General features: G+C 61.3%; 25 protein-coding genes and 1 riboswitch. Of the genes, 7 read left to right on the plus strand and 18 right to left on the minus strand.

Annotated elements, in window-relative coordinates; all coding sequences use genetic code 11:
* The 9 genes from cobC to cobO form a co-directional block, all read right to left on the minus strand.
* Complete coding sequence (cobC, locus tag LVD08_RS05440; RefSeq protein WP_247267669.1) at window positions 1-576, minus strand: alpha-ribazole phosphatase family protein; 576 nt, start codon at window positions 574-576, stop codon at window positions 1-3.
* Window positions 573-1,628: a nicotinate-nucleotide--dimethylbenzimidazole phosphoribosyltransferase gene (gene cobT, locus LVD08_RS05445; protein WP_247267670.1), complete on the minus strand. Its 1,056-nt coding sequence runs from the start codon at window positions 1,626-1,628 to the stop codon at window positions 573-575. Before cobT ends, cobC begins: the two co-directional genes overlap by 4 nt.
* Entirely contained in the window at window positions 1,625-2,146 is a 522-nt protein-coding gene (gene cobU / locus LVD08_RS05450) for a bifunctional adenosylcobinamide kinase/adenosylcobinamide-phosphate guanylyltransferase (protein WP_247267671.1), read from the minus strand. Before cobU ends, cobT begins: the two co-directional genes overlap by 4 nt.
* A gap of 112 nt (window positions 2,147-2,258) precedes the next feature.
* On the minus strand, window positions 2,259-3,710 hold the full coding sequence (locus LVD08_RS05455; protein ID WP_247267672.1) for a cobyric acid synthase: 1,452 nt from the start codon (window positions 3,708-3,710) through the stop codon (window positions 2,259-2,261).
* Window positions 3,707-4,699, minus strand: a complete 993-nt coding sequence (gene cobD, locus LVD08_RS05460; RefSeq protein WP_027614061.1) for a threonine-phosphate decarboxylase CobD — start codon at window positions 4,697-4,699, stop codon at window positions 3,707-3,709. The genes LVD08_RS05455 and cobD overlap by 4 nt, the downstream gene beginning before the upstream one ends.
* On the minus strand, window positions 4,692-5,600 hold the full coding sequence (gene cbiB / locus LVD08_RS05465) for an adenosylcobinamide-phosphate synthase CbiB (RefSeq protein WP_097087506.1): 909 nt from the start codon (window positions 5,598-5,600) through the stop codon (window positions 4,692-4,694). Before cbiB ends, cobD begins: the two co-directional genes overlap by 8 nt.
* Window positions 5,597-6,247 carry a 5,6-dimethylbenzimidazole synthase gene (gene bluB, locus LVD08_RS05470; RefSeq protein ID WP_247267673.1) on the minus strand — a complete coding sequence of 217 codons (651 nt, stop codon included), beginning with the start codon at window positions 6,245-6,247 and terminating at the stop codon, window positions 5,597-5,599. Before bluB ends, cbiB begins: the two co-directional genes overlap by 4 nt.
* A complete protein-coding gene (locus LVD08_RS05475) occupies window positions 6,244-7,626 on the minus strand; it encodes a cobyrinate a,c-diamide synthase (protein ID WP_247267674.1) in 1,383 nt (460 codons plus the stop codon). The genes bluB and LVD08_RS05475 overlap by 4 nt, the downstream gene beginning before the upstream one ends.
* Window positions 7,623-8,234 (minus strand): cob(I)yrinic acid a,c-diamide adenosyltransferase, encoded by a 612-nt coding sequence (gene cobO, locus LVD08_RS05480; protein WP_041074346.1) that lies wholly within the window; start codon window positions 8,232-8,234, stop codon window positions 7,623-7,625. Before cobO ends, LVD08_RS05475 begins: the two co-directional genes overlap by 4 nt.
* A gap of 81 nt (window positions 8,235-8,315) precedes the next feature.
* A riboswitch (cobalamin riboswitch) is annotated at window positions 8,316-8,546 on the minus strand.
* Window positions 8,547-8,709: 163 nt separating this feature from the next.
* Between cobO and LVD08_RS05485 the strand changes: the two genes are divergently transcribed.
* Entirely contained in the window at window positions 8,710-9,294 is a 585-nt protein-coding gene (locus tag LVD08_RS05485; RefSeq protein ID WP_247267675.1) for a hypothetical protein, read from the plus strand.
* A gap of 66 nt (window positions 9,295-9,360) precedes the next feature.
* A complete protein-coding gene (locus tag LVD08_RS05490) occupies window positions 9,361-10,674 on the plus strand; it encodes a PQQ-dependent sugar dehydrogenase (protein ID WP_247267676.1) in 1,314 nt (437 codons plus the stop codon).
* Between the two features lie 133 nt (window positions 10,675-10,807).
* Here LVD08_RS05490 and LVD08_RS05495 read toward each other — a convergent pair whose 3' ends face one another.
* From LVD08_RS05495 to LVD08_RS05515, 5 genes are all read right to left on the minus strand, one after another.
* The gene (locus LVD08_RS05495; protein WP_247267677.1) at window positions 10,808-11,344 is read right to left on the minus strand and encodes a C40 family peptidase; all 537 of its coding nucleotides are present in this window, start codon (window positions 11,342-11,344) and stop codon (window positions 10,808-10,810) included.
* A 220-nt stretch (window positions 11,345-11,564) separates the two neighbouring features.
* Window positions 11,565-12,179, minus strand: a complete 615-nt coding sequence (locus tag LVD08_RS05500) for a C40 family peptidase (RefSeq protein WP_007962885.1) — start codon at window positions 12,177-12,179, stop codon at window positions 11,565-11,567.
* A gap of 225 nt (window positions 12,180-12,404) precedes the next feature.
* Window positions 12,405-13,109 (minus strand): DnaA regulatory inactivator Hda, encoded by a 705-nt coding sequence (gene hda, locus LVD08_RS05505; protein ID WP_025111852.1) that lies wholly within the window; start codon window positions 13,107-13,109, stop codon window positions 12,405-12,407.
* A 217-nt stretch (window positions 13,110-13,326) separates the two neighbouring features.
* A complete protein-coding gene (locus LVD08_RS05510) occupies window positions 13,327-14,400 on the minus strand; it encodes an AI-2E family transporter (RefSeq protein ID WP_027614053.1) in 1,074 nt (357 codons plus the stop codon).
* A 34-nt stretch (window positions 14,401-14,434) separates the two neighbouring features.
* A complete protein-coding gene (locus LVD08_RS05515; RefSeq protein ID WP_247267678.1) occupies window positions 14,435-15,493 on the minus strand; it encodes a DUF2066 domain-containing protein in 1,059 nt (352 codons plus the stop codon).
* Window positions 15,494-15,867: 374 nt separating this feature from the next.
* Here LVD08_RS05515 and purM point away from each other — a divergent pair, with 374 nt between their 5' ends.
* From purM to LVD08_RS05530, 3 genes are read left to right on the plus strand one after another with little or no spacing between them, the layout of a single operon-like run.
* Window positions 15,868-16,926 carry a phosphoribosylformylglycinamidine cyclo-ligase gene (gene purM, locus LVD08_RS05520; protein WP_027614051.1) on the plus strand — a complete coding sequence of 353 codons (1,059 nt, stop codon included), beginning with the start codon at window positions 15,868-15,870 and terminating at the stop codon, window positions 16,924-16,926.
* Window positions 16,926-17,576 carry a phosphoribosylglycinamide formyltransferase gene (gene purN, locus LVD08_RS05525; protein WP_047600250.1) on the plus strand — a complete coding sequence of 217 codons (651 nt, stop codon included), beginning with the start codon at window positions 16,926-16,928 and terminating at the stop codon, window positions 17,574-17,576. Before purM ends, purN begins: the two co-directional genes overlap by 1 nt.
* An 8-nt stretch (window positions 17,577-17,584) precedes the next feature.
* Window positions 17,585-18,298: a DUF3108 domain-containing protein gene (locus LVD08_RS05530; RefSeq protein ID WP_007962880.1), complete on the plus strand. Its 714-nt coding sequence runs from the start codon at window positions 17,585-17,587 to the stop codon at window positions 18,296-18,298.
* Window positions 18,299-18,491: 193 nt separating this feature from the next.
* Here the strand turns inward: LVD08_RS05530 and LVD08_RS05535 are convergent, their stop codons facing one another.
* Both LVD08_RS05535 and LVD08_RS05540 read right to left on the minus strand, forming a co-directional pair.
* Window positions 18,492-20,117 carry a methyl-accepting chemotaxis protein gene (locus tag LVD08_RS05535; RefSeq protein WP_247267679.1) on the minus strand — a complete coding sequence of 542 codons (1,626 nt, stop codon included), beginning with the start codon at window positions 20,115-20,117 and terminating at the stop codon, window positions 18,492-18,494.
* Between the two features lie 138 nt (window positions 20,118-20,255).
* Complete coding sequence (locus LVD08_RS05540; protein WP_274621121.1) at window positions 20,256-21,302, minus strand: amidohydrolase family protein; 1,047 nt, start codon at window positions 21,300-21,302, stop codon at window positions 20,256-20,258.
* A 129-nt stretch (window positions 21,303-21,431) separates the two neighbouring features.
* On the opposite strand from LVD08_RS05540, the gene LVD08_RS05545 reads away from it, so the two are divergent.
* Both LVD08_RS05545 and LVD08_RS05550 read left to right on the plus strand, forming a co-directional pair.
* Window positions 21,432-21,848: an OsmC family protein gene (locus LVD08_RS05545; RefSeq protein WP_027614046.1), complete on the plus strand. Its 417-nt coding sequence runs from the start codon at window positions 21,432-21,434 to the stop codon at window positions 21,846-21,848.
* Window positions 21,849-21,909: 61 nt separating this feature from the next.
* Complete coding sequence (locus LVD08_RS05550) at window positions 21,910-22,773, plus strand: pirin family protein (RefSeq protein WP_247267681.1); 864 nt, start codon at window positions 21,910-21,912, stop codon at window positions 22,771-22,773.
* Between the two features lie 146 nt (window positions 22,774-22,919).
* On the opposite strand, the gene LVD08_RS05555 is transcribed toward LVD08_RS05550, so the two are convergent.
* Complete coding sequence (locus LVD08_RS05555; RefSeq protein WP_247267682.1) at window positions 22,920-23,648, minus strand: dienelactone hydrolase family protein; 729 nt, start codon at window positions 23,646-23,648, stop codon at window positions 22,920-22,922.
* 68 nt (window positions 23,649-23,716) lie between these two features.
* Window positions 23,717-25,621: a molecular chaperone HtpG gene (htpG, locus tag LVD08_RS05560; protein ID WP_007962872.1), complete on the minus strand. Its 1,905-nt coding sequence runs from the start codon at window positions 25,619-25,621 to the stop codon at window positions 23,717-23,719.
* Window positions 25,622-25,684: the final 63 nt, after the last annotated feature.

Raw genomic sequence — 25,684 nt, forward strand, 5'->3', positions numbered from 1 at the left:
TCAGTGACCTTCCTTGAGCACGCCATCGGCTTCGACGCTGAGCGCAAACAGCGAAGCATGCGCGACTTCGACATTGAGCAACTGCTCACGCGGCAAACCACGCGCCTGCGCCAGCAACAGGCGCATCACGCCGCCATGACTGATCAGCAAAATGCGTTCACCGGCATGGGCCTGATGCAAACGCGCAACCGCGCCCAGCACGCGAGCCGCAAACTCACTGACCGGCTCACCCTGCGGCGGGGTGAAGGCATAGGGATCAGCCCAGAACAGCCCCAGCGCTTCGGCATCAGTCTCCATCAACGCCGCTGCGCTCTGGCCTTCCCAGGCACCGAAGTGCAGTTCCTGCAGATCCGTTTCCAACTGCACCGGCAAATTCAGTTGCTCGCCCAGCTCTGCGGCAAACCGTGCACAACGCTGCAGCGGCGAACTGATCAGCCTATCCCACGGCCCGCCCGCGACCACCGCGGCACGCATCTGTGCCCACCCCTTTTCGGTGAGCGCATCATCGAGACTGCCGCGCAAACCGCCGCCCAGCTCAGTCTCACCATGGCGCAGCAGGTCCAGACGCAACGTCATGCCGGACGATCCGCCACTGCGGCTTCGGCGAACGTCGCCATCTGCCCGTGCAGGTCGCAGGCCAAACGCAATAGCGGCACGGCCAACGCCGCGCCGCTGCCTTCGCCCAGACGCAGGCCGAGCTCCAGCAACGGTTCGGCGTTAAGGGTTTCCAGCACATGGCGATGGCCCGGCTCGGCCCCACGATGACCGAACAGCAGCCACTCGCGGCAGGCCGGATTCAGCCGCACCGCGACCAACGCGGCGACCGTGCAGATAAAGCCGTCGACCAGCACCGCGACGCCTTCCTGCGCACAAGCCAGGTACGCACCGACCAGTGCGGCGATTTCAAAACCGCCGAGGTTGAACAGGGTTTGCAGCGCATCGCCACGTTGCGCCGCGTGCAGCGCCAGTGCGCGCTCGATCACTTGTGCTTTATGGCTGACGCCTTCGGCATTCAACCCGGTGCCGGGACCGGTCAGGTGCACCACCGGGCAATCGAGCAAGGCACACGCCAGCGCACTGGCGGCAGTGGTGTTGCCGATGCCCATTTCGCCGCCGATGAACAACTGCGCGCCCGCCGCTTTGGCGCGCAGCACGCTGTCACGACCGGCCTGCAAGGCGAGCTCGCCCTGCGCCTGGGTCATCGCCGCGCCCTTGACGAAGTTCGCCGTGCCCGGCCCAATGTTCAGATGACGCACGAACGGCAGATTCAACGACGGCGTCACGGTGCCCAGATCGACCACTTCCAGACGCGCATCGAGCTGCCGCGCCAGCACGCTGATCGCCGCGCCGCCGCTGACGAAGTTGAGCAGCATCTGCCCGGTGACTTCCTGCGGGAACGCGGAAACGCCTTCCGCGACCACCCCGTGATCACCGGCAAAAATCGCGATCCAGACTTGGTCGAGCGTCGGCTTGATCTGTCCCTGCAATCCGGCCAGTTGCACCGCCACGCTTTCGAGGCGACCGAGGGAGCCGGCCGGTTTGGTCAGTTGCTGTTGGCGCGCCGCCGCCTGTTCAACGATCTCGGCATTCACGGATTGGCACGGGTTCAACCACCACGCTTGAGTCATAACGCAGGTCCTTTCAGGGTCAGGGGCAGGCCGGCGACGGTCAGGACGACTCGCTGACAACGCTCGGCCAGAGCTTGATGCAGCCAACCGGCTTCATCGACGTAGCGGCGAGTCAATTCGCCCAGCGGCACGACACCCATTCCGGTCTCGTTGCTGACAAAAATGATTTCCCCCGGCAATGACGCCAGGCAGTCCAGCAGGGCTTCACGCTCGGCGGCGAGACGCGCGGCGTCATCGAGCATCAGCAGATTGGTCAGCCACAGGGTCAGGCAATCCACCAGCAGGCAACGCTCGGCACTGGCGTTTTCACGCAGGACGCGGGCCAGTTGCAGCGGTTCTTCGATCAACGCCCATTCGGCCGGACGCCGGGCGCGGTGATGGGCGACGCGTTCGTTCATCTCACCGTCCAGCGGCTGGCTGGTGGCGATGTAAGTGACCGCCAGTTGGCTGTCGCTGGCGAGTTTTTCCGCCAGGCGACTTTTGCCGGAGCGGGCGCCGCCGAGGATCAGTTGGAGCATGGTTCATTCCTTCAAATTAGCGGTGTACCGACTTCAGTCATCGCGAGCAGGCTCACTCCTACAGGAGATCGCATTCCCCTGTAGGAGTGAGCCTGCTCGCGATGAATCCACCTCAAATCCCGCAGAGCTGACGCAACAATTCAGTATCCAGATGCTGCTCCACCAGATCCGCCAACCGCTCGATATCGCGCTCGCGCAAGCCGTGGTAATCCACCTCCTGCACATCGCTCAACCCGGCCCAACGCAGCAACGCGGCACTGGCTTGCGGTGATTCGAACAAGCCATGCAGATAAGTGCCGAACACCTGCCCGTCCAGACTCTGCGCGCCGTCGCAACGACCGTCATCCAGATGCACCGCCGCATTCTCCAGCGCCGGCCCCACCGTCACGCCCGCATGGATTTCATAGCCACTGACCTCGGCGTTTTCCAGCGCCAGATGCCCACGGACATTGCGCAATTGCTTCTCGGCTTCAAGCGTGGTTTCGAACGCCAGCAAGCCCAGACCTGCACTGGAACCCCGCGCGCCTTCCAGGCCCAGCGGATCGTGCACTTGCTCGCCGAGCATTTGCAGACCGCCGCAGATCCCCAGCAACTTGCCGCCATAGCGCAAGTGCCGATTGATCGCCGCGTCCCAGCCATTGGCGCGCAGATACGCCAGATCGCTGCGCACGCTTTTCGAGCCGGGCAGGATGATCAGGTCGGCGGCAGGGATCGCCTGCCCCGGGCCGATGAATTGCAGATCGACCTGCGGGTGCAGACGCAACGGATCGAAGTCCGTGTGATTGCTGATGCGCGGCAGCACCGGCACCACCACTTTCAGCACTTGCTCAGCCTTGTCGGTCTGGCGCTGGTCGATGCCGTCCTCGGCCTCCAGATGCAGGTCCATCACGTATGGCAGCACGCCCACCACCGGTTTGCCGGTGCGCTGTTCCAGCCAGTCGAGGCCCGGTTGCAGCAAGGCAATGTCACCGCGAAAACGGTTGATGATGAAGCCCTTGACCCGCGCCTGTTCGCTCGGCGACAGCAGCTCCAGCGTGCCGACCAGATGCGCGAAAACGCCGCCGCGATTGATGTCGGCGATCAGCAGCACCGGGCAATCCACCGCTTCGGCAAAGCCCATGTTGGCGATGTCGCCGGCACGCAGATTGATCTCGGCCGGCGAGCCAGCGCCTTCGACCATCACCAGCGGATACGCCGCGCTGAGCCGCTCGTGCGACGCGAGCACCGCTTGCATGGCGATGGCTTTGTAGTCGTGATACGCCACCGCGTTCATGCTGGTGACCGCGCGGCCATGGATGATTACCTGCGCGCCGGTGTCGCTGTTGGGCTTGAGCAACACCGGGTTCATGTCGGTGTGCGGTTCGAGATGCGCGGCTTGCGCCTGCACCGCTTGCGCCCGGCCGATCTCGCCGCCGTCGGCGGTCACCGCGCTGTTGAGCGCCATGTTCTGCGGTTTGAACGGCACCACTGCCACACCCTGACGGGTGGCCCAGCGGCACAGCGCCGTCACCAGCGTGCTTTTACCGGCGTCGGACGTGGTGCCCTGAACCATCAAGGTTGTCATTGGGTTTCCTTGGCGAAAGCTTGCAGCGCCTGTTCGAGACGCGCTTCTTCAGCGGCGTTGGCAGGCAGGCCGAAACGCAGGCTGCTGTTGTGGGTGAAGATGCGCAGGAGGATGCCGCGTCGGGCCATGAACTCGTGCAGCGCAGGCGCGTGCTCGGTGATCAGCCACTGAAACAACGCGCAACCGCCCTGAGGTTTGAAGCCATAGCGCTCCAGCAACAACGCGAGGCGCTCACTGGCTTCATCGCTGCGAATGCGTTGCCGGGTGTGCGCTTCGGTGTCTTGCAGACAGGCCTGACCGAGCACCCGCGTCGGCCCGCTGACCGCCCAGGGTCCGACCTGTTCCGCGAGCAATCTGAGCAACTTGCGCTCGGCCAGCACAAAGCCCAGACGCACCCCGGCCAGACCGAAAAACTTGCCGAAGGAACGCAGAACAATCAAACCGATCTGGTGGGTATGCGGCGCCAGACTCAGCTGCGGTGTGTTATCCATGAACGCTTCATCGACCACCAGCCAGCCGCCTCGCTGAGCCAGCCGCGCGTGCCAGTCGAGCAGTCGCGCCGGGGTCAGGCTCAGGCCGGTGGGGTTGTTCGGATTGACCACCACCAGCACGTCGAGGCTGTCGAGGAAGAATTCGACTTCCTGCTCCAGCACTTCGCGCACGATGTAACCGCTGCGGCGCCAGGCTTCGGCGTGCTCGGCATAACACGGCGACAACACGCCGACCTTGCCGGCGCGACGCAAACGCGGCAGCAACTGGATCGCCATTTGCGAACCGGCCACCGGCAGCACCTGCGAGGCACCGTAATAATCGCACGCGGCCTGCTCCAGGCCGTCGTCGGTTTCCGGCAAGCGTGCCCAGGCGCGCAACGGAATCTCCGGGACCGCAAACGGCCACGGCGCGAGGCCGCTGGACAAGTCGAGCCAGTCAGCCTCGGCAATCCCGTAATCGAGTGCAGCCTTGCGCAGCCGGCCACCGTGCTCAAGCATAGAACTCAGCCCCCACGCAGAGAATCAGCAGCCATAACCATACCCCGCGCTGGACCAATTGCCAGCCGCGATCAATCGAATCGGCATCGGCCGGCGAACCTTCGCCCAGTTGCGGACGCTCATGCAGTTCGCCGTGATAGATCGCCGGGCCGCCCAGTTCGACATTCAATGCACCGGCACCGGCCGCCATCACCGGACCGGCATTCGGGCTGTCCCATTGCGGGCCCTGGCTGCGCCAGCATTTCCAGGCGAGCCGGGTGTTGCCCAGCAGCGCGTAGGTCAGCGCCACCAGCCGGGCCGGAATATAGTTGAGCACGTCGTCGATTTTTGCCGCGCACCAGCCGAAGCGTTCGAAGCGTTCGTTGCGATAGCCCCACATAGCGTCGAGCGTATTGCTCAGGCGATAGAGCACCACGCCCGGCGCGCCGGCCACGACAAACCAGAACAGCGCGGCGAACACCGCGTCACTGCCGTTCTCCAGTACCGACTCGGTGGCCGCGCGCGCGACGGCGGTGCTGTCCAGTTCGCTGGTCTGGCGACTGACCAGATAGCCGACGCGTTTGCGCGCCTCTTCCAGATCATCAGCGCGCAAGGCGGCGGCTACCGGCGCGACATGCTCACCGAGGCTGCGCATGCCGAGGGCGCAATACAGCGCAAGAATCTCGACGATCCAGCCTACATACGGTGCCCAGGAAAACGCGGTGGCGAGCAAGGTCAGCGGCAGCACCGCAATCACCCAGGCGGTGACCCCGTGACTGCGCCAGCCACGCCCGCCCGCATTGAAACGGCGCTCGATGCGCCCGGCAAAATTGCCGAACGCCACCAGCGGATGCCAGCGTTTCGGTTCACCCAGCAGCGCATCCAGCGCGACCGCGGCGACACTCAACAACGCCACACTCATTGACTCACTCCCCAATAATTTTCGTACAGCAACTCATTGAGCGGCCGCGCCTGCGCCCACCCTTCGAGTACCAGCATCGGCGCCGGATAGAATTCCTTGACCGGCCCCAGACACAACACCGCCAACGGCTTGGCCCCGGCCGGCAACTGCAGCAGATCGGCCAGTGCTTGCGGTTCGAACAGCGACACCCAGCCCATGCCCAGTCCTTCGGCACGGGATGCCAGCCACAGGTTCTGAATCGCGCAGGACAGCGAGGCCATGTCCATTTCCGGCAGCGTACGACGGCCGAAAATGTGTTTTTCGCGATCGTCCATCAGTGCTGCGACCAACACCTCGGCGCAGTCGTTGATGCCTTCGACTTTGAGTTTCATGAACTCATCGCTGCGCTCGCCGAGGGCTTCGGCGGTACGCACACGTTCTTCTTCGACGAGGTTCTGGATCTGCCCGCGCAGGGCACGATCGCTGATGCGGATGAAGCGCCATGGCTGCATCAGGCCGACGCTGGGCGCCTGATGCGCGGCTTCGAGTAGACGGCGCAGCAGCTCCGGCTCGACCGTGCCGCCGGTGAAGTGGCGCATGTCGCGGCGTTCGGCGATGGCTTTATAGACCGCTGTGCGCTCGGCCTCAGTGAATGCGTTGTCGCTCATGGCCTCTTCGCGAGCAAGCCCGCTCCCACAGGGGTTAGGTGATCCAATGTGGGAGCGGGCTTGCTCGCGAAAGCGGCCTCAAGATCTGGCACAAACAGTGCCGCGATAGCCGCAGGATTCGACGGAAAGTAGAAATGCACGTACGACGCCGTCATCCGCCCTTCCCGATAAACCGCCTCGGCCCCGCGCCCGCCATTCGGGCTGATGCCCCGGGCAATCGGCGTCAGTTCGGTGCTGGTCAGGGAATGGTGATAGGTGTGACCGCGCAACGAACCTTCCGGCAGATCCACCGCTTGCAGTGCCAGTGCCGCCAGACGTTTTTGCATCACCGCCTCACCGCGCAGCAGCCCCACCAGTTCGGCGCGGGTGCCATCGACATCGGTCAACGCGTCGAGCAGATAGAGCATGCCGCCGCACTCGGCGAGCAGTGGTTTGCCGGCGGCGTGGTGCGCACGGATTGCATCAAGCATTGCCACGTTTTGCGATAGCGCGACATGGTGCAATTCCGGATAACCGCCGGGCAGATACAGACTGTCGGCCTCGGGCAATTGCGTATCGCGGATCGGCGAGAAGAAACTCAACTCGGCGCCCATCGCCCGTAGCAGGTCGAGACTGGCGCCATAGGTGAAGGCAAAGGCCTCATCGCGAGCGACGGCGATGCGCACGCCGTCGAGCAGCGGTTCAGCGCTGATCATTTCAGGCGCGGCGAATTCCACGGCCGGTGGCAGCGCTACCTCGCAACTGCTGGCCAAGGCTTCGGCGGCGGCGTCGAGACGCAGATCCAGATCATTCAGTTCACTGGCCTGCACCAGACCGAGATGGCGGCTCGGCAACTCGATCCCGGTCTCGCGGGACAGCGCGCCGTACCAGCGCAAACCTTCGGTGAGGCTGCCTTCGAGCAATTGCGCATGACGCAAAGTGCCGACACGGTTGGCCAGCACGCCGGCAAAAGGCAAATCCGGCTGGTAACGCGCCAGCCCCAACGCCAATGCGCCGAAGGTCTGGGCCATGGCGGTGCCGTCGATCACGCCGAGTACCGGCACGCCGAAATGCCGCGCCAGATCGGCGCTGGACGGCGTGCCGTCGAACAGGCCCATCACGCCTTCGATCAGGATCAGATCGGCTTCGGCGGCGGCTTCCCATAACAGACGGCGGCTTTCCTGCTCGCCGACCATCCACATGTCCAGTTGATACACCGGCGCACCGCTGGCGCGCTCGAGAATCATCGGGTCAAGGAAGTCCGGGCCGCACTTGAACACGCGCACCTTGCGCCCCTGATTGCGATGCAAGCGAGCGAGCGCGGCAGTGACGGTGGTCTTGCCCTGACCGGAGGCCGGCGCGGCGATTAGTACCGCCGGGCAGTGACGTGGTTGATTCAAAGTTCGACGCCTTTCTGCGCTTTGATGCCAGCCTGGAAGGCGTGTTTGAGCATGCCCATTTCGGTAACGGTATCGCCCATCTCGATCATTTCCGGCTTGGCCGCACGACCGGTGACGATCACGTGTTGCATCGGCGGACGCGCCTGCAGGTCGCTGAGCACTCGATCCAGATCGAGGTAGCCGTGCTTGAGGGCGATGTTCAGTTCGTCCAGCACCACCAGGCCAATCGACGGATCGCGCAGCAGCTCGCGGGACACTGCCCACGCGGCTTCGGCGGCGGCGATGTCACGCTGGCGATCCTGGGTTTCCCAGGTGAAGCCCTCGCCCATCACGTGAAAACGCACTTGTTCAGGGAAGCGGCGGAAGAACAGCTCCTCGCCAGTGCTGTTGCGGCCCTTGATGAACTGCACCACGCCGCACTGCATGCCATGGCCCATGGCGCGAGCGAGCATGCCAAACGCCGAGCTGCTTTTGCCTTTGCCATTGCCGGTCAGCACCAGCACCAGGCCGCACTCGTCAGGCGAATTGGCGATGCGCTCGTCGATCACGGCTTTTTTGCGCTGCATACGCGCCAGATGGCGTTCGTCACGCTCGGGGGAATCGGTCATGGGGGAGCTCTCCGTTGAGGCTGGATAACGGCGGGCAGGCACAAGAATAGACGGCAAAAAGCCTGGCATCGCCCACCGTGATGCCGCTGGATGGATCAGGCCGGTCTCCGGGCTCATGAGCGGCGAATCGCCTGACTGCGCGCCTTCCCGTGTCTGTCGACCCAGTGGCTCAATGCGCAGTTTTCACTCATTTACCGTTGCGGGGGCAGCGCCGGGATCGTGATCGTGCTTCGCCTGAAGACAACCCTCACCGGCTTCCCTGTTTCACTCTGTCGACATGCGTCACAGAGCACCTGAAACAAGCCGCGAAGGTTAGAGGGTTGGGGGTGGAGCGTCAATTAAAGAGGGGGCCGTCGGGCGAATAACTGCCGTCGATCAATTATCTGACGCCAATCTTGTGCCACACTGAGACAAGTGATATCAAAGAGCCATGCTTTTGATTGAAAAGCACATCACAACAATAAGGATGATGACGATGCAAGGCATGATCATCAGCAACCCGCGCCTGGAATTCCTGCGCCCGATGCTGGAACGCTGGTTTGACTGTATCGACCGCTACAACGCCATTCGCGGCGACAACGACACCCCTTACTGGCATGACGAGAAAGCCAATCTCGGCTTGCTCTCCGCGGCAGCCTGGATGGCCGAGCTGGTGACCCTTTGTGATACCTCGACCCGAAAGCAGAACGAGGAAGGCGAACGCAATGCCCGCGCCGATCTGTTCATCGCCGGCGCCGAAGACCGCGCCTACCTTCAGGCCACCCAGCGCTGGCCACGGGTCAACAACCTCAATCTGACCCAGGCCCTGCTGGACATCACCAGCGACGCCAAACGCATCAGCTTCGCCAGCGACCTCAAGCTCGGCTGCCTGTTCGTCGCCCCGCAAAAAGCCCAACACAGCGCCAGCCCCGAAGAGTTGCAGGACATGGTCGACGACCTGCAAAAGGAACACTGCTGCGCAGTAGCCTGGTATTTCCCCTATGCCTACCGCAAGTTGCGCAGCGAAGCGGGCAACTATCACCCGGGCATCGCCGTGCTGTTCAAAGAGGCCCGTGGTTGAGCGGTTGAACCATCGGGTGCGCGCACTCCTCTATGATTAGGCATGCATTCATAGGGAAGATCAGTAATGCGCAAAACCCAACTCGCTCTCGTCATCGCCCTCGCCGGAGGGCTCGCCGCCTGCGGTGAATCCTCCAGCCTGCAAGTTTCTGACGGCACCGGTCCGTCACCGAAGCTGCCTGAACCAAACAAAACCCTGATCCCGACGGTGAACATCGCCCCGGCGGTCGGCTGGCCTGCAGGCGGTAAACCGACCGCCGTAGCCGGTACGCAAGTCGCAGCATTCGCCGAAGGCCTCGATCATCCGCGCTGGCTCTACGTGCTGCCCAACGGTGACGTGCTGGTGGCGGAAACCAACGCTCCGCCCAAGCCTGACGACAGCAGCGGCATTCGTGGCTGGGTGATGAAGAAAGTCATGGGCAAGGCCGGCGCTGGTGTGCCGAGCCCGAACCGCATCACCCTGTTGCGCGACGCCGACCACGACGGCGTGGCCGAGACCCGCACGGTGTTTCTTCAAAATCTCAATTCGCCGTTTGGCATGACCCTGGTCGGTAACGATTTGTACGTCGCTGACACCGATCGCCTGCTGCGCTTCCACTACGAATCCGGCGCGACCGAGATCAAGACCCAGCCGATCAAAGTCACCGATCTGCCGGGCGGCACGCTGAACCATCACTGGACCAAAAATGTCATCGCCAGCAAGGACGGCAGCAAGCTGTACGTCACTGTCGGCTCGAACAGCAACGTCGGCGAGAATGGTCTGGATAAAGAAGAAGGTCGCGCGGCGATCTGGGAAGTCGATCGCGCCACCGGCAACCACCGGATCTTCGCCTCGGGCATCCGCAACCCCAACGGCCTCGCGTGGGAACCGACCACGGGTGCGCTGTGGACAGCGGTCAATGAGCGTGACGAGATCGGCAGCGACCTGGTGCCGGACTACATCACCTCGGTCAAGGACGGTGGCTTCTATGGCTGGCCCTTCAGCTATTACGGTCAGCACGTGGATGTGCGAGTTAAGCCGCAAAATCTGGATCTGGTGGCCAAAGCTATCGCCCCGGACTACGCCGTCGGCCCGCACACTGCCTCGCTGGGCCTGACCTTCGCCGAAGGCAACAGCCTGCCGGCGCAGTTCAAGGAAGGCGCGTTCATCGGCCAACACGGCTCGTGGAACCGCAAACCGCACAGTGGCTATAAAGTGATATTCGTACCGTTCGCGGCCGGCAAGCCAAACGGAGCACCGATGGATGTGCTGACCGGTTTCCTCGACAAGGACGAGAACGCTTTGGGTCGCCCGGTAGGCGTGGTGATCGACCAGCAAGGTGGTTTGCTGGTGGCGGATGATGTGGGGAACAAGGTTTGGCGGGTTTCGTCCGCCAAGTAACTTTGGCCGGCCCCAAAACAACTGTAGGAGTGAGCCTGCTCGCGATGAAGGTGTCACATTCAACATCAGTGTTGATTGATCAACCGCTATCGCGAGCAGGCTCACTCCTACATTGGATTGTGAGCTATTTGAACTAGGGGTTATGCGCCAGATGCTCCGGCTGCAACACCCGCTTGGCACTCAGGTACGCCTTCTGCCAGTACGCCTTCGACAGACTGTCCAGCTTCACCGTGCCGCCGGTGGCTGGCGCGTGCACGAAGCGCCCTTCGCCGACGTAGATCCCCGCATGGCTGACCTGCGAGCCGCCGTTGGTGGCGAAGAAGATCAGGTCGCCAGTCTGCAAACCCTCTTTGCCGACATTCGGCGCCTGCATCACGATCATCTCGCGCGTCGAACGCGGCAAAGAGATACCGGCGGCATCGCGGTAGACGAAACCGATCAGGCCGCTGCAATCGAACCCGGAATCCGGTGTGTTGCCGCCCCAGCGATAAGGCGTGCCAACCAGCCCCAGCGCGCGAAACAGCACGTCTTCAGCAGCCGGCGAAAAAGCCTGGGAAGGCCCGAACACCACCGGAGCGCGCACCACGGGCGCAGGCGGCGGAGTGCGGCTGGCGCAGGCGCTGAGCAGCGCTGCGAAGAAAATCACTGCGAGGCGGGCCGACATCGTCATAAGCAGAACATCCTGATCTGGCTGCGGCTTTCTCTGCCGAATGGACAGAAACAAAACCGCCTGCGGAGCACGCAGGCGGTTTGCCATCAATATAGATACAGGATTCTAGCGGCTACGCGGCAAACTTCAAGTAAGACTTTAACTTCACCTTGTAAAGTCTAGGTCTACTCCCTTGCCAAGCACCGTTTTTGTCGCCACGGACGTGGCGACAACGGGGGAATTACTTGCGAGCGGTGACCACGGTCGGAGCCATCGCGAGGGCGCGCTTGGCTTCGATGAAGGTCTTGCTCCAGTAGCTGTCACCCAGGCTGTCGATGCGAACACCGCCGCTGCGACGACTGCTGGAGTGGATGAACTGATTGTCACCCAGGTAAATCCCGGCGTGGCTTACACGACCGCGACGACCATTGGTAGCGAAGAACAGCAGATCGCCGGGCTCAAGGTTGCCGCGCGAGACCAGAGGCGCATCCACGTTGATCATTTCACGGGTGGAGCGCGGCAGATTCATGCCGGCTTCTTCGCGGAACAGATAACCGATGAAACCGCTGCAGTCGAAGCCGGCTTCAGAGGTGCCGCCGAAACGGTAACGGGTACCGATCAGGGACATGCCGCGTTCAAGGATACTGTCGGCCAGAACCGGAAGCTCGTACGGCTTCTTGTTGAAGTCCGAGAGTTCTTTTTCGGTGTCCAGCTCTTCCTGGTAAATAACGGAAGACTGGGCAGTGGCAGAATTTTTAACCTGCTGAGGCTGCTCTTGAACTGGAGAATGAGCAGCGCAACCGAACAACAGGGTGACGAGTGCGAGAGGCACGAGGGGTGCGAAGCGATTTAGCATGGGCACGACCGTGGCTGAAGTTGTAAAGAAGCCGAGACTATGCCCGCTATCGGCCTCATTTGCAAATTCAATCGATCTTTTTGTGACTTCCCGGTTTCTCGTTTACATCTAAGCGCTTAAGCCCATTTGACTCGATACGCGGTCTGCATACGTTGCGGAAACGCGGATTTTCTGGCGCCAGAAACATGTCGAAACGTGCTGAAAGCCTCGTATTTAAAGGGCTGGCTACCAACCGAGGGTCTCTTTCAGGAACGGAATCGTCAGCTTGCGTTGCGCCTGCAACGAGGCCTGATCCAGCTGTTCGAGCAGGTCGAACAATGCACTCATGCTGCGGGTGCCGCGAGTCAGAATAAAGTGTCCGACTTCATCGGTCAGATGCAGACCGCGACGCGACGCGCGCAATTGCAGGGCACGCAATTTGTCTTCATCGGAGAGCGGACGCATCTGGAAGATCAGCGCCAGGGTCAGGCGCGATTTGAGGTCAGCCAGCTTCACCGGCAGCTCGCGCGGCGAGGTTGAAGCGGCAATCAGCAAACGTCGACCGCTGTCACGCAGGCGGTTGAACAGATGAAACATCGCCTCTTCCCAGTCCGGCTTGCCGGCAATCACCTGCAAGTCATCCAGGCAGACCAGTTCGTACTGCTCAAGGTTGTCGAGGATTTCGATACCACGATCCATCAGCTCGGCCAGCGGCAGATACACCGCCGGCTCACCCATCTGCTCGAAACGCAGACATGCCGCCTGCAACAGATGCGTACGCCCTACCCCATGCTTGCCCCACAGGTAGATGAGGCTTTCGGTCCAGCCGGCGTCGGCTTCGCATAGGCGCTCGACATAGCCGAGTGCAGCGGCATTGGCGCCTGGGTAGTAGTTGATGAAGGTGGCGTCGTCACGCAGACGCACACCTAGGGGCAGCTGAATCGGTTTCATGCTGACTGAACAGTTCTCAAGGAACCGTTAGTGGCCTCTGTGTAAAGTTTGCGAAGTTTATACCCGTGAAGCTGAGCGCACAATGCGACAGACCCCAAGCAAAATCAAAGGTTTGCGTTAACACGCTGGTTTTATGACAGTTTCTCTGACGCGGTATCGAACGAACCCGCCGCAAAACCCGGGCCAACCCGGCACAACCGGGCCGCCCTTGATCGAATTACAACTCGGGCTCATCTGCCCCGCTGTAAATATCCGAGTCCTTGTACAAATCGTGCACGTGACGCACCAGCACCATGATCACCGCCGCCACCGGCAATGCCAGCAGCACTCCGGTAAAGCCGAACAGCTCGCCGCCGGCCAGGATCGCGAAGATCACCGCCACCGGATGCAGGCCGATCCGGTCGCCGACCAGCAGCGGCGTCAGCACCATGCCTTCCAGCGCCTGCCCGACCATGAACACCGCAACGATGCCGATCATCGGGTACAGGTCGCCACCGAACTGGAACAGCCCGGCAATCAGCGCCGCGCCAATGCCGATCACAAAACCCATGTACGGCACGATGGCCGCGAGGCCTGCGATCAGGCCGATCAACAGCCCCAATTCCAGACCAACAATCATCAGACCCGCTGCGTAGATCACGCCCAGCGCCAGCATCACCAGCAGTTGCCCGCGCACGAAAGCGCCGAGCACTTCGTGGCACTCACCGGCGAGCGAGACGATGGTTTCTTCACGATCACGCGGCAACAGGCTGCGGATCTTGGCCATCATCACGTCCCAGTCGCGCAGCAGATAAAAACTCACCACTGGGATCAGCACCAGATTCGCCAGCCAGCCGATCAGCGCCAGACTCGAGGCCGTCGCCTGACTCAGCACCACACCGACGATGTCAGTGGTCTGCCCCATGTGTTCGCTGATCGCCGCCTTGACCTTGTCGAACTTCCAGAAGCCGTCAGACAGGCCCAGCTTCGATTGCGCCCACGGCAGCGCCGTGTGCTGCAGCCAGTCAAGCATTTGCGGCGCCAACTCATACAAACGCACCAACTGCTTGGCAAGCATCGGCACCAGCACCAACAGCAACGTGGTGACGATCAGAGTGAACAAGGCGAACACCGCGATCACACCCCAGGTTCGCGACAAACCGAGTTTCTCCAACCGATCCACCAGCGGATCGAACAGATACGCCAGCAGCAGCGCCACCAGAAACGGCGTGAGGATCGGATGCAGCAACCACACAAACGCGCAAAGCAGGACTACCCCACCGAGCCAGAACCAACGCCGCGTATCGGCCATTTACCACTCCCACTGCTTCTATATAAGGAAAGACTTACCAGCGAAACCGCAACGAAGGTGCTACCGGTGCAGGCGCCGGAGCCGCAACAGGCGCTGCACCTGCCACCGCTGGCTGCGGCGCTGCCACTGGCGTCGGTGCTTCGGCCGGCAACTCCTGCAACTTCGCCAACGACAACTGCGCGCGCAACTGATCGGCACTGCCGTTGACCCGATACACGATGCGATCACCATCGACACTTTGCAGACGCACACCGAAGGGTTCGAGTAACCGCAGCAGCGTGGCGTAATGCTCAAGATTCATACCCTGCACTTCGAGGGTCTGTTGGCCCGAAGCACCAGGCTTGGCGACAAAGCGCGGCGCCAGACGCTCGGCCACCGCCAGCATCACCGCATCGGCCACGGCAGCCTGGTCGGCGCCCTGCACACTGCCGGCCTCTTTCTGATCGCCCAGCCACAGATGCCACTTGGCCTGCCACTGCCCGCCCTCTTCGTGCGCATGCACCGCCAGCAACGCATCCGCGCCGTAACGCTCCGAAGCGCCGCGCAATGGCGCGGGATCGGTGCCATCCAGCACTGGCGCGGTGGCCACCAGTTGCTCACTCAGATCCGCCAGCGGCAAACGCAGCGGCAAGCCGCGATGCTGAGCCGCAGAGCGCAACGGTGCAGCCGCTGCCTGACCGTCGCCGACCAGGCTCGAACCTTCAGTCGCATCATTCAGCCACCAGCTCAGAATCGACGGCCGACTCGCCCCCCACAATGACAGCCCGGCCCGGCGCAGCGCCTGCTCGGTGGTGGCCGGATCGAAATCGACCTTGAGCACCTCCGGCGGCCCGGCATCGAAACCGAACTGACTGATGATCTGCTGCGGATCCTTGCGAATCGCCGCCAGCCCGGGATTTTGCGGCGCCTTGGGGTCACCGGTCAGGCGCAACACCAGCGTATCCAGTGCCGCCTGAGTGGCGCGATCACGCTCTTCCGGCGCCTGACTACTGACCGGCTGGCGCACTTGATAGAGACCCTTGAGGTTTTCGGCATGACTCGCCAAGCTGACCAACGACAAACAACCCACAACCAACAATTTACAAAAACGCATGGAAAATTCCCGTCGACAGGAGCGGCTGGAACAGGCCGCGTGAACCGGTTAAGCAAGGCTGTGACAATCTGCCATCGCAAAACATTCACACGCTAGCGGTAAGTTTTTGCACAGTGATAACGATAGACGGTTAATCGGCACACCTTATACAGGCAGCCGCCCGGCACAATTGCAAAAAATTTCAGTCGATTATGCCCCTGCCCGTCGGCGCGAGGATGGCCGCTGCCCCTCAAGCCTGATAAAATCGCGCGCCTTCGCAGACCGGCAACAGCCGGGCACCCCGAAATTCGCGTAAGGCCATCGCCCTCTCGATTTCGATGTTCCCGCTGAACTCGGTCGTTACCCCTGAATCCCCTCCCCTAAAGGCCTGGATCATGAGCAAGCAACCCTCCCTGAGCTACAAGGACGCCGGTGTAGACATCGACGCCGGTGAAGCATTGGTCGAACGCATCAAGAGCGTCGCCAAGCGCACTGCGCGCCCGGAAGTCATGGGCGGCCTGGGCGGTTTCGGCGCCCTCTGCGAGATCCCGGCCGGTTACAAACAGCCGGTGCTGGTTTCCGGTACTGATGGCGTCGGCACCAAGCTGCGCCTGGCGCTGAACCTGAACAAGCACGACAGCATCGGCCAGGACCTGGTCGCCATGTGCGTCAACGATCTGGTGGTGTGCGGCGCAGAACCGCTGTTCTTCCTCGACTACTACGCCACCGGCAAGCTGAACGTCGACGTAGCTGCCACCGTGGTCACCGGTATCGGTGCAGGCTGCGAACTGGCTGGCTGCTCCCTGGTCGGCGGCGAAACCGCTGAAATGCCTGGCATGTACGAAGGCGAAGACTACGATCTGGCCGGCTTCTGCGTCGGCGTCGTGGAGAAAGCCGAAATCATCGACGGCTCGAAAGTCGCCACCGGTGACGCACTGATCGCCCTGCCATCGTCCGGCCCGCACTCCAACGGCTACTCGCTGATCCGCAAGATCATCGAAGTGTCGGGTGCCGACATTGAAACCGTACAGCTCGACGGCAAGCCGCTGACCGAACTGCTGATGGCCCCGACCCGCATCTACGTGAAGCCGCTGCTCAAGCTGATCAAAGACACCGGTGCGGTCAAAGCCATGGCCCACATCACCGGTGGCGGCCTGCTGGACAACATTCCGCGCGTTCTGCCAAAAGGCGCTCAGGCCGTGGTTGACGTGGCCAGCTGGACTCGCCCGGCGGTCTTCGACTGGCTGCAAGAGAAAGGCAACGTCGACGAGACCGAAATGCACCGCGTACTGAACTGCGGCGTCGGCATGGTGATCTGCGTGGCTCAGGAGCACGTTGAAGTGGCCCTGAACACCCTGCGTGATGCCGGCGAGCAGCCTTGGGTCATCGGCCAGATCGCTGCCGCTGCCGAAGGCGCTGCCCAGGTTGATCTGCAGAACCTTAAGGCTCATTAATGTCCGCAACCTGTGATGTCGTGGTGCTGTTGTCCGGCACCGGCAGTAACTTGCAGGCTCTGATCGACAGCACGCGGACCGGCGACAGCCCGGTCCGCATCGCTGCGGTGATTTCCAACCGCGCCGACGCCTACGGCCTGCAACGCGCCAGTGACGCGGGTATCGCCACCCGCTCGCTGGATCACAAGGCTTTCGAAGGTCGCGAGGCCTTCGATGCTGCCCTGATCGAACTGATCGACGAATTCAAACCGAAACTCGTGGTACTGGCCGGCTTCATGCGCATTCTCAGCGCTGATTTCGTGCGTCACTACCAGGGTCGTCTGCTCAACATCCACCCGTCGCTGCTGCCCAAATACAAAGGGTTACACACTCATCAGCGCGCGCTCGAGGCCGGCGATGCGGAGCACGGCTGCTCCGTGCACTTCGTCACCGAGGAACTCGATGGTGGACCACTGGTCGTACAGGCAGTAATACCGGTAGAGTTGCACGACACGCCGCAGACACTTGCGCAGCGAGTGCATGTCCAGGAACACCTGATCTACCCGATGGCTGTACGCTGGTTTGCCGAAGGCCGACTGGCACTCGGTGAGCAAGGTGCTTTACTGGATGGCCAGTTACTCGCGGCCAGCGGCCACTTGATTCGACACTAGGAGATTTTATGCGTCGCGCCCTGCTCTTCGCTTGCGCTCTGCTCGCCCTGCCTTTCGCGCAGGCGGCAGACCTTCAACCGTTCTCCGCCAGCTACACCGCCGACTGGAAACAGTTGCCCATGAGCGGCACCGCCGAACGCAGCCTGACCAAGGAAGCCAACGGTGTCTGGAAACTCAGCTTCAAGGCGTCGATGATGATCGCCAGCCTGACCGAAGAAAGCACGCTGACCCTGGACAAGGACACCCTGCTGCCACAGTCCTACCACTTCGAACGTGGTGGTCTGGGCAAAGCAAAAAAGGCTGATCTGGACTTCGACTGGAACAGCAAGATGGTCACCGGCACTGACCGGGGCGACGCGGTGAAGATCCCGCTGAACCGTGGCATGGTCGACAAGTCGACCTATCAGCTGGCGCTGCAGCATGACGTGGCCGCCGGCAAAAAGACCATGAGCTATCAGGTGGTCGACGACGGTGAAGTCGACACCTATGACTTCCGTGTATTGGGTGCCGAGAAAGTCGACACCAAGGCCGGCAAGATCGATGCAATCAAGGTCGAGCGCGTGCGTGACCCGACACAAAGCAAGCGCATCACGGTGCTGTGGTTCGCCAAGGACTGGGATTACCTGCTGGTCCGCCTGCAACAGGTTGAAACCGACGGCAAGGAGTACAACATCATGCTCCAGGACGGCACGGTCAACGGCAAAACCGTTAAAGGCAGCTGATCCGCCGCTACGACGAAAAGCCCCGCAGATGCGGGGCTTTTTTGTGCCTGCGATTTCCAGGCGACACACAAATACTGTGGGAGCGGGCTTGCTCGCGAATGCGGCCTGCCAGCTAACAAAGATGTATCTGGTACAACACCTTCGCGAGCAAGCCCGCTCCCACAGAGGGTGAGTGCAATCACTAAGGGTCAGCTCAGACCGAAAATCTGGCCACCATATTGTTCAAATCCACCGCCAGCCGCGACAGCTCCTGGCTTGCCGCACTGGTCTGATTTGCCCCCGCCGACGTCTGCATCGCCAGATCGCGGATGTTCATCAGGTTGCGGTCCACCTCCCGCGCCACCGCTGCCTGCTCCTCCGAGGCGCTGGCGATCACCAGGTTGCGCTCGTTGATCAAGGTGAACGCCGAGGCAATTTCCTCCAGCGCCAAACCCGCAGCCTTGGCCAGTTCCAGAGTCGAATTGGCGCGGACGCTGCTCTGTTGCATCGAACTGACCGCCGAATCGGTGCCCTGCTGGATGCCACCGATCATCTGCTCGATTTCCTGGGTCGATTGCTGGGTGCGATGGGCCAGCGCCCGCACCTCATCGGCCACCACCGCGAAACCACGCCCGGCATCCCCGGCCCGCGCCGCCTCAATCGCTGCGTTCAGTGCCAGCAGATTGGTCTGCTCGGCAATCGAGCGGATCACGTCGAGCACTTTGCTGATGCCGTGAACCTTCTGCGCCAGATCCTCGACCTGCGTGGCATTGGACGTGACGTCGTCAGCCAGGGACTGGATCGAAGTCACCGTCTGGTTGACCTGCTCGCGCCCATGCTGGGCAATCCGGTCAGACTCGCGCGACGCCTCGGAAGTCGCCACGGCGTTGCTCGCGACCTCTTCCACGGCAGCGGTCATCTGATTGACCGCCGTGGCAGCCTGCTCGATCTCCAGGCTTTGCTGGTGCAGCCCGCGCGTGGCGTCCTCGGTAACGCAACTCAGTTCCTCCGAGGCCGACGCCAACTGGCTGGACGATTCGGAAATCTGCCGAATGGTGTCGCGCAGGTTGCGCTGCATGCTTTTCAGCGCCTGCAGCAGCCGCGCCGGTTCGTCCTTGCCGGAGATACTGATATCGCCCGTCAGGTCACCGCCGGCCACCACTTCCGCCACGCCGAGTGATTGCGCCAGCGGCAGGACGATGCTGCGGGTCAGCAGCAGCGCCAGACCGATGGTGATCAATGCGGTAATGCCAATCATCACCCCGACCCACACCCGCGAATTGATGAAAACCAGGCGCGCGGCTTCGGTGGCAAGGTTGGCGTTGTGCTTGTTCAGCTCGACCAGCTCCTTCAGGGTGACCGCCATGTCGTCGGCCAACGGGCTCATTTCACCGTTGAGAATCGCCGCCGCCTCCTCCACCCGATTCTGTGCGGACAACTGCATGACCTGCGCCTGAAACTCCAGATACCGGTGCTCGGCAACCTTGAAGCGGTCGAACAACTTGCGCTCTTCGGGCAGCACGATCAACACGTCATAGCGTTGTTGCGCTTCGCTCAAGACACCGCGCAGGTCATTGAGCTTGGCGACATTCTGCGCCAGCGCCTGCGGGTCACGATTGAGCAGCAGGCGCATGGTCAGCGCACGCAGGCGCAACATGTCCTGACTCATCTCGCCGACCGCCATCACGCTCGGCAGCCAGTTGTTGTCGACCTCATCAGACTGGGCGCGCATGTTCGCCATTTGCAGCAGGGCGAACGCCCCCAGGGCAAACACCATCAGCGCCAACACACCAAAACCCAGGCCGGCTCGCGGCGCGATATTGAGACTACGGATGCTCATGACTCTGGTTCCTTCCAAAAGCGCTGCATCAACCCTGCAGCTGGTTGCTCTAGAAGGTATCGGCCCGGCGAAAATTTGCGTAAGACCAAAAGGTGATATCAAAAGGCCTTGATACTTCGAACCCTCGGCATTAACGATTCAGCGCGGTTTCCCGGACTTTGCCGCTGTTCGCGGCAATATCGCCAGGAAGTTATCCCGGGCGACTTTCCGCGCGACGTCTTCGGGCAAGGCATCAAGGAACGGCGTGAAGCTGCGCATTTCCTCACCGAGCTTGGTGAAACGGCCTACAACATCCGAGCCGATCATGAACCGATCAGGGTATTTCTCCACCAAGGCCAGCCATTCGGCGCGCGGCTTGCCCTGCTCGTCCAACAGATACGGCGTGAGCATGCTCCACGACAGATCGATGTACAGATTCGGATAAGCCTCAAGCATCCGACTCACCGTGGGCAGGAGAAAATCCAGTTGCGTCTGGTGCCGATGAATTTCCGCGCTGGTGCCGGCGTGCGCCCAGATGAACCTGGTGTGCGGGTGATTACGCAGGGGTTCTTCGACTTCCTTCAGGTACAGCGGATTTTTCTCACGCTTGGAAGTGATGTTGGAATGCAGCATCACTGGCAGATCGTTTTCGGCAGCCAGGTGATAAATCCGCTTCATCGCCTCGTTATTGGCCCGTGGCGTGTCGCCGGCGGTCAACGCCGTCAAGTCATCATGGCGGGTGAACACTTCACCAATGCCCTGCCACAGCCCGGGATACAGATCGAGCATGCGCTGGATGTGCGCGGCGGAGTTCTTGTCATTGGGGTTGAAGCCCGACAGGAACGGATGAAAGTGCTGACGCTGCTCCGGAGTCAGCTTTTGCACGGCATCGGCAACGATCACGTCCGTGGCGCTGTACCAATAGGCATCGGCGTCATCGCCGGCGTAATAGCGCGGACGCTTGGGTTCATCCTCATGCCATTTCTTCGCCACGGGAATCCCGGAAATCATCACGTGATCGATGGAATTGTCCTGCATGGCCGTGAGTAATTTCGCCATGCCGGCGGTTTCCTGGAAAAAATCCACGTAGTGCAGGTGCGCATCGCTGTAGGTGTAATCGCGGGCGCTGGCGCTACCGGCAAATGCCAGCAGGCAGGCAAGACTCAAACGAAACAAGGACACAAGTAATCTCCGGCAGGTAGGCATAGCCTAGACCCTGAGCCGATCACAAGGGTTCATCCTGCAGGAAAGTGGAACGCGCCTCCGTAGGAATGCTCTATAACTGCAAGGTCTTTTTTGATCGCACGACTTTTTCCTACTGCCAGTGAGGTTGCCATGACTGTTACCGTCAATACCGTCTCCGCCGAAGGTTTTCGTCACACCGTACAGATCGATGACCACGAATTATTTGCCGACGTGCCGAAGTCTGCCGGCGGCGAAGGCTCGGCACCCGAGCCACACGACTACTTCGACGCCGCGCTGGGTGCCTGCAAGGCACTGACACTGAAGATGTACGCGAAGAAGAAAGACATCCCGCTGACCGGCGTGGGTGTCGAGGTCAAACGCGACAACAGCGAAGAGCAAAAAGGCAAATACGCCCTGCACGTGACGCTTACCCTCAAGGGCGTCCTCACTGATGCCCAACGTGAAGAGTTACTGCGCGTGGCTGATCGCTGCCCGATCCACAAACTGATGACTACCACCGACGTCAGCATCGAAACCCACGCCCCACAAGGCTTCGACAGCCAGTAATCACCCTCTTGCCAGCGGCGGGTTATGCTTCTGGCATCACCCGCTCAGCCTGGAATGCACCATGGATACGCAACCACTGATCATCCGCCCGCGCGCCGAAGACGTCGAAGGCCAGCCGATCCTGCGCCCGCTGCCGTCAGCCAAATGCCGCAGCATCGGGCCTTTCGTGTTTTTCGACCACATGCTCGAAACGGTTTATCCGACGGGCAAAGGCATGAACATCCGACAGCATCCGCACATTGGTCTGTCGACCCTGACCTACCTGTTCGAAGGACAGATCCAGCACAAGGACAGCCTCGGCTCCGATCAGGTGGTCAGTGCTGGCGATGTCAGCTGGATGACCGCGGGCAGTGCGATTGCCCACGTCGAGCGCACGCCCGAGCCGCTGTGGGAGCAAAGCTTCACGATGCAAGGTTTGCAGATCTGGCTGGCTTCGCCCAAGGATCATGAGCAAGGCCCTGGGCATTACAGCCATCACCCGGCCGCAACCTTGCCGGTCAGCGATAACCTTGGTGTGCAGATCCGGATGATCGCCGGGTCAGGCTTTTGCCTGGAATCGCCGGTGCCGGTGCTTTCTCCTACGCTGTACGCCGAAGTGAAGATGCAGACCGCCACCACTTTGCTGATCCCGACAGAGCACGAAGAACGCGCGATTTATGTGCTGAGTGGCGATGCGCAGTTGAATGGTGAGCCTCTCGAACCCCATGCACTGGCGGTATTGCCGGCCGGGGAAGAGATGAGCCTGTTTGCCGAAAGCGATGTGCACGCAGTAGTGTTTGGCGGCGCTGCGCTGGACGGGCCTCGGCGAATCAACTGGAATTTTGTCGCGAGTGATCCGGCGGCGATCGATGAGGCGCGGCGCAAGTGGGCGGCCGGGGATTGGCCGACGGTGCCGGGGGAAGTCGAGCGGATCGAACTGCCCTGAGTGTTGTGTCGCTAGAGGGTAAGCCTTCGCGAGCAAGCCCGCTCCCACAAGGGGAATTGTGGTGTGTATGAGTTCTGAGTACACATCACAATCCCCCCTGTGGGAGCGGGCTTGCTCGCGAAGAGGCCAGTAAAGGCGCCGAAAAATCAGCCCTTGAACACTTCTTCCAGCAAGTCATGCATCGACTTGAACGCACGCTTGGCAGTCTTCGCGTCGTACATCATCTTGCCTGGCACATTGGCATGCGGATCGGTGAATGAGTGCACCGCACCGCCATAGCTGAGCAACTGCCAATCGACCTTCGCCGCGTTCATTTCATCTTCGAACGCAGGCAATTGCTCCTTCGGCACCAGCGGGTCGGAGGCACCGTGCAGTACCAGCATCGAGCCCTTGATGTTCTTTGCGTCGGCCGGGTTCGGCGAGTCGAGCGTGCCGTGGAACGACACCGCCGCCTTCACCGGCGCACCGGTACGGGCCAGATCCAGCGCACAGCAACCACCAAAGCAGAAACCGAACACCGCAAGCTTCGAGGTATCGACCGCTGCCTCGCCCTGCTTCTGCAACTGCTCGAACGCTGCCTCCATACGCTTGCGCAGCAGTGCGCGGTCGTTCTTCAGCGGCATCATCGCAGCGCCGGCCTCGTCAGCGTTCTGCGGACGTACTGCCTGGCCATACACGTCCGCGATCAACACCACGTAACCCTTGGCCGCGACCGATTTGGCGATTTCTTCCGCCCCGGCACTGACGCCCATCCAGTTCGGCGCCATCAACAGGCCCGGGCGCGCGCCCTTGTGCTCGGCGTCGAATGCCAGACGACCTTCATAGGGCTGGCCATCCAGCTGATAGACCACGGAACGTACAGTAACTTGGCTCATTTCTGACTCCTGATTAGTTGAACACCAGAATGAAAAAACCCGCCGAAGCGGGTTTTTCTACATCGTGATTAGGCTGACAGCTCAACCAGCAGCTTGTTCAGACGGGTCACGTACGCGGCCGGGTCTTTCAAGCTTTCGCCAGCCGCCAGAGCGGCCTGATCGAAGAGGATGTGCGACAGGTCGCCAAAACGCCCTTCGTTCTGCTCGCCGTCGAGTTTCTCGATCAGCGGGTGGCTCGGGTTGAATTCGAAAATCGGCTTCGACTCCGGCACTTTCTGCCCGCTGGCTTCGAGGATCTGGCGCATTTGCAGGCCCAGGTCCTGTTCGCCGATGGCCAGAATGGCTGGCGAATCGGTCAGACGGTGAGAGACGCGAACCTCGGCAACGGAGTCGCCCAGCGCGGTTTTCAGGCGCTCGACCAGACCTTCTTTGGACTTGGCGACTTCTTCTGCAGCTTTCTTGTCCTCTTCCGAGTCCAGGTTGCCCAGATCAAGATCACCGCGTGCCACGTCGACAAAGGTCTTGCCGTCGAATTCGCTGAGGTAGCTCATCAGCCACTCGTCGATACGGTCGGTCAGCAGCAGCACTTCAATGCCTTTCTTGCGGAAGACTTCCAAGTGCGGGCTGTTCTTGACCTGCGCGTAGGTTTCGCCGGTGAGGTAGTAGATCTTGTCCTGACCTTCCTTGGCGCGCGCCAGGTAGTCAGCCAGACCGACAACTTGCTCGCCGTCGTCGCCTTGGGTCGATGCGAAACGCAGCAGACCGGCAATTTTTTCCTTGTTGGCGAAATCTTCGGCCGGGCCTTCTTTCATGACCTGACCGAAGTTTTTCCAGAAGCCCTTGTATTGCTCAGGCTCGTTCTTCGCCAGTTTTTCCAGCATGTCCAGCACGCGCTTGGTCAGCGCCGACTTCATCGAGTCGATGATCGGGTCTTTCTGCAGGATTTCCCGCGACACGTTCAGCGACAGGTCGTTGGAATCGACCACGCCCTTGATGAAGCGCAGGTACAGCGGCAGGAACGACTCGGCCTGATCCATCACGAACACGCGCTGCACGTACAGCTTCAGGCCTTTCGGCGCTTCACGCTGGTACAGATCGAACGGCGCACGGGCCGGCACGTACAGCAGCGAGCTGTACTCGAGCTTGCCTTCGACCTTGTTGTGGCTCCAGGCCAGCGGGTTTTCGAAGTCGTGAGCGATGTGCTTGTAGAACTCCTGGTATTCCTCGTCCTTCACTTCAGTGCGCGGACGGGTCCACAGGGCGCTGGCGCGGTTGACGGTTTCCCATTCAACGGCAGGCTTCTCTTCGCCTTCAGCGGCAGTGACTTCTTTCGGCAGTTCGATCGGCAGCGCGATGTGGTCGGAGTATTTCTTGATGATGTTGCGCAGACGCCAGCCGTCGGCGAACTCGTCTTCAGCGGACTTCAGGTGCAGGACGATACGGGTGCCGCGCTCTGGTTTGTCGATGGTGGCGACTTCGAACTCGCCCTCGCCTTTCGACGACCAGTGCACGCCTTCGCTGGCCGGAGTGCCGGCGCGACGGGAATACACATCAACCTGGTCGGCAACGATGAACGCCGAGTAGAAGCCGACACCGAATTGGCCGATCAGGTGCGAATCTTTCTTCTGATCGCCCGAGAGATTCTTCATGAAATCGGCGGTGCCCGACTTGGCGATGGTCCCCAGATGGGTGATCACATCGTCACGGTTCATGCCGATACCGTTGTCTTCGAGGGTGACGGTCTTGGCGTCCTTGTCGAAGCTCACACGGATTTTCAGTTCAGCGCCACCTTCGAGCAACTCAGGCTTGGCCAGGGCTTCGAAGCGCAGCTTGTCGACAGCGTCAGAGGCGTTCGAGATCAATTCGCGAAGGAAGATTTCCTTGTTGGAATACAGCGAATGGATCATGAGGTGCAGCAGCTGCTTTACCTCGGTCTGGAAGCCCAGGGTTTCCTTTTGAGTTTCCACACTCATGGTCATCAAACTCCAATCAGATGGCAGTGGCCGCGACCTTGAGGGTCGGCGGCGGGTTGTTCA

Source organism: Pseudomonas sp. YL2 (assembly GCF_023063025.1).
GTDB lineage: Bacteria > Pseudomonadota > Gammaproteobacteria > Pseudomonadales > Pseudomonadaceae > Aquipseudomonas > Aquipseudomonas putida_A.

Bases quoted from the DNA above. Each gene is read 5' to 3' on its own strand.
- bluB (WP_247267673.1), bottom strand. From the start codon at position 6,247: ATGAGCGACAACGCATTCACTGAGGCCGAGCGCACAGCGGTCTATAAA.
- LVD08_RS05550 (WP_247267681.1), top strand. From the start codon at position 21,910: ATGGATACGCAACCACTGATCATCCGCCCGCGCGCCGAAGACGTCGAA.
- LVD08_RS05500 (WP_007962885.1), bottom strand. From the start codon at position 12,179: ATGCTAAATCGCTTCGCACCCCTCGTGCCTCTCGCACTCGTCACCCTG.
- LVD08_RS05490 (WP_247267676.1), top strand. From the start codon at position 9,361: ATGCGCAAAACCCAACTCGCTCTCGTCATCGCCCTCGCCGGAGGGCTC.
- cbiB (WP_097087506.1), bottom strand. From the start codon at position 5,600: ATGAGTGTGGCGTTGTTGAGTGTCGCCGCGGTCGCGCTGGATGCGCTG.
- LVD08_RS05495 (WP_247267677.1), bottom strand. From the start codon at position 11,344: ATGACGATGTCGGCCCGCCTCGCAGTGATTTTCTTCGCAGCGCTGCTC.
- htpG (WP_007962872.1), bottom strand. From the start codon at position 25,621: ATGAGTGTGGAAACTCAAAAGGAAACCCTGGGCTTCCAGACCGAGGTA.
- cobO (WP_041074346.1), bottom strand. From the start codon at position 8,234: ATGACCGATTCCCCCGAGCGTGACGAACGCCATCTGGCGCGTATGCAG.
- LVD08_RS05455 (WP_247267672.1), bottom strand. From the start codon at position 3,710: ATGACAACCTTGATGGTTCAGGGCACCACGTCCGACGCCGGTAAAAGC.
- hda (WP_025111852.1), bottom strand. From the start codon at position 13,109: ATGAAACCGATTCAGCTGCCCCTAGGTGTGCGTCTGCGTGACGACGCC.
- LVD08_RS05485 (WP_247267675.1), top strand. From the start codon at position 8,710: ATGCAAGGCATGATCATCAGCAACCCGCGCCTGGAATTCCTGCGCCCG.
- cobC (WP_247267669.1), bottom strand. From the start codon at position 576: ATGACGTTGCGTCTGGACCTGCTGCGCCATGGTGAGACTGAGCTGGGC.
- purM (WP_027614051.1), top strand. From the start codon at position 15,868: ATGAGCAAGCAACCCTCCCTGAGCTACAAGGACGCCGGTGTAGACATC.
- LVD08_RS05535 (WP_247267679.1), bottom strand. From the start codon at position 20,117: ATGAGCATCCGTAGTCTCAATATCGCGCCGCGAGCCGGCCTGGGTTTT.
- cobT (WP_247267670.1), bottom strand. From the start codon at position 1,628: ATGACTCAAGCGTGGTGGTTGAACCCGTGCCAATCCGTGAATGCCGAG.
- cobD (WP_027614061.1), bottom strand. From the start codon at position 4,699: ATGCTTGAGCACGGTGGCCGGCTGCGCAAGGCTGCACTCGATTACGGG.
- LVD08_RS05510 (WP_027614053.1), bottom strand. From the start codon at position 14,400: ATGGCCGATACGCGGCGTTGGTTCTGGCTCGGTGGGGTAGTCCTGCTT.
- cobU (WP_247267671.1), bottom strand. From the start codon at position 2,146: ATGCTCCAACTGATCCTCGGCGGCGCCCGCTCCGGCAAAAGTCGCCTG.
- LVD08_RS05545 (WP_027614046.1), top strand. From the start codon at position 21,432: ATGACTGTTACCGTCAATACCGTCTCCGCCGAAGGTTTTCGTCACACC.
- LVD08_RS05540 (WP_274621121.1), bottom strand. From the start codon at position 21,302: ATGCCTACCTGCCGGAGATTACTTGTGTCCTTGTTTCGTTTGAGTCTT.
- LVD08_RS05555 (WP_247267682.1), bottom strand. From the start codon at position 23,648: ATGAGCCAAGTTACTGTACGTTCCGTGGTCTATCAGCTGGATGGCCAG.
- LVD08_RS05530 (WP_007962880.1), top strand. From the start codon at position 17,585: ATGCGTCGCGCCCTGCTCTTCGCTTGCGCTCTGCTCGCCCTGCCTTTC.
- purN (WP_047600250.1), top strand. From the start codon at position 16,926: ATGTCCGCAACCTGTGATGTCGTGGTGCTGTTGTCCGGCACCGGCAGT.
- LVD08_RS05515 (WP_247267678.1), bottom strand. From the start codon at position 15,493: ATGCGTTTTTGTAAATTGTTGGTTGTGGGTTGTTTGTCGTTGGTCAGC.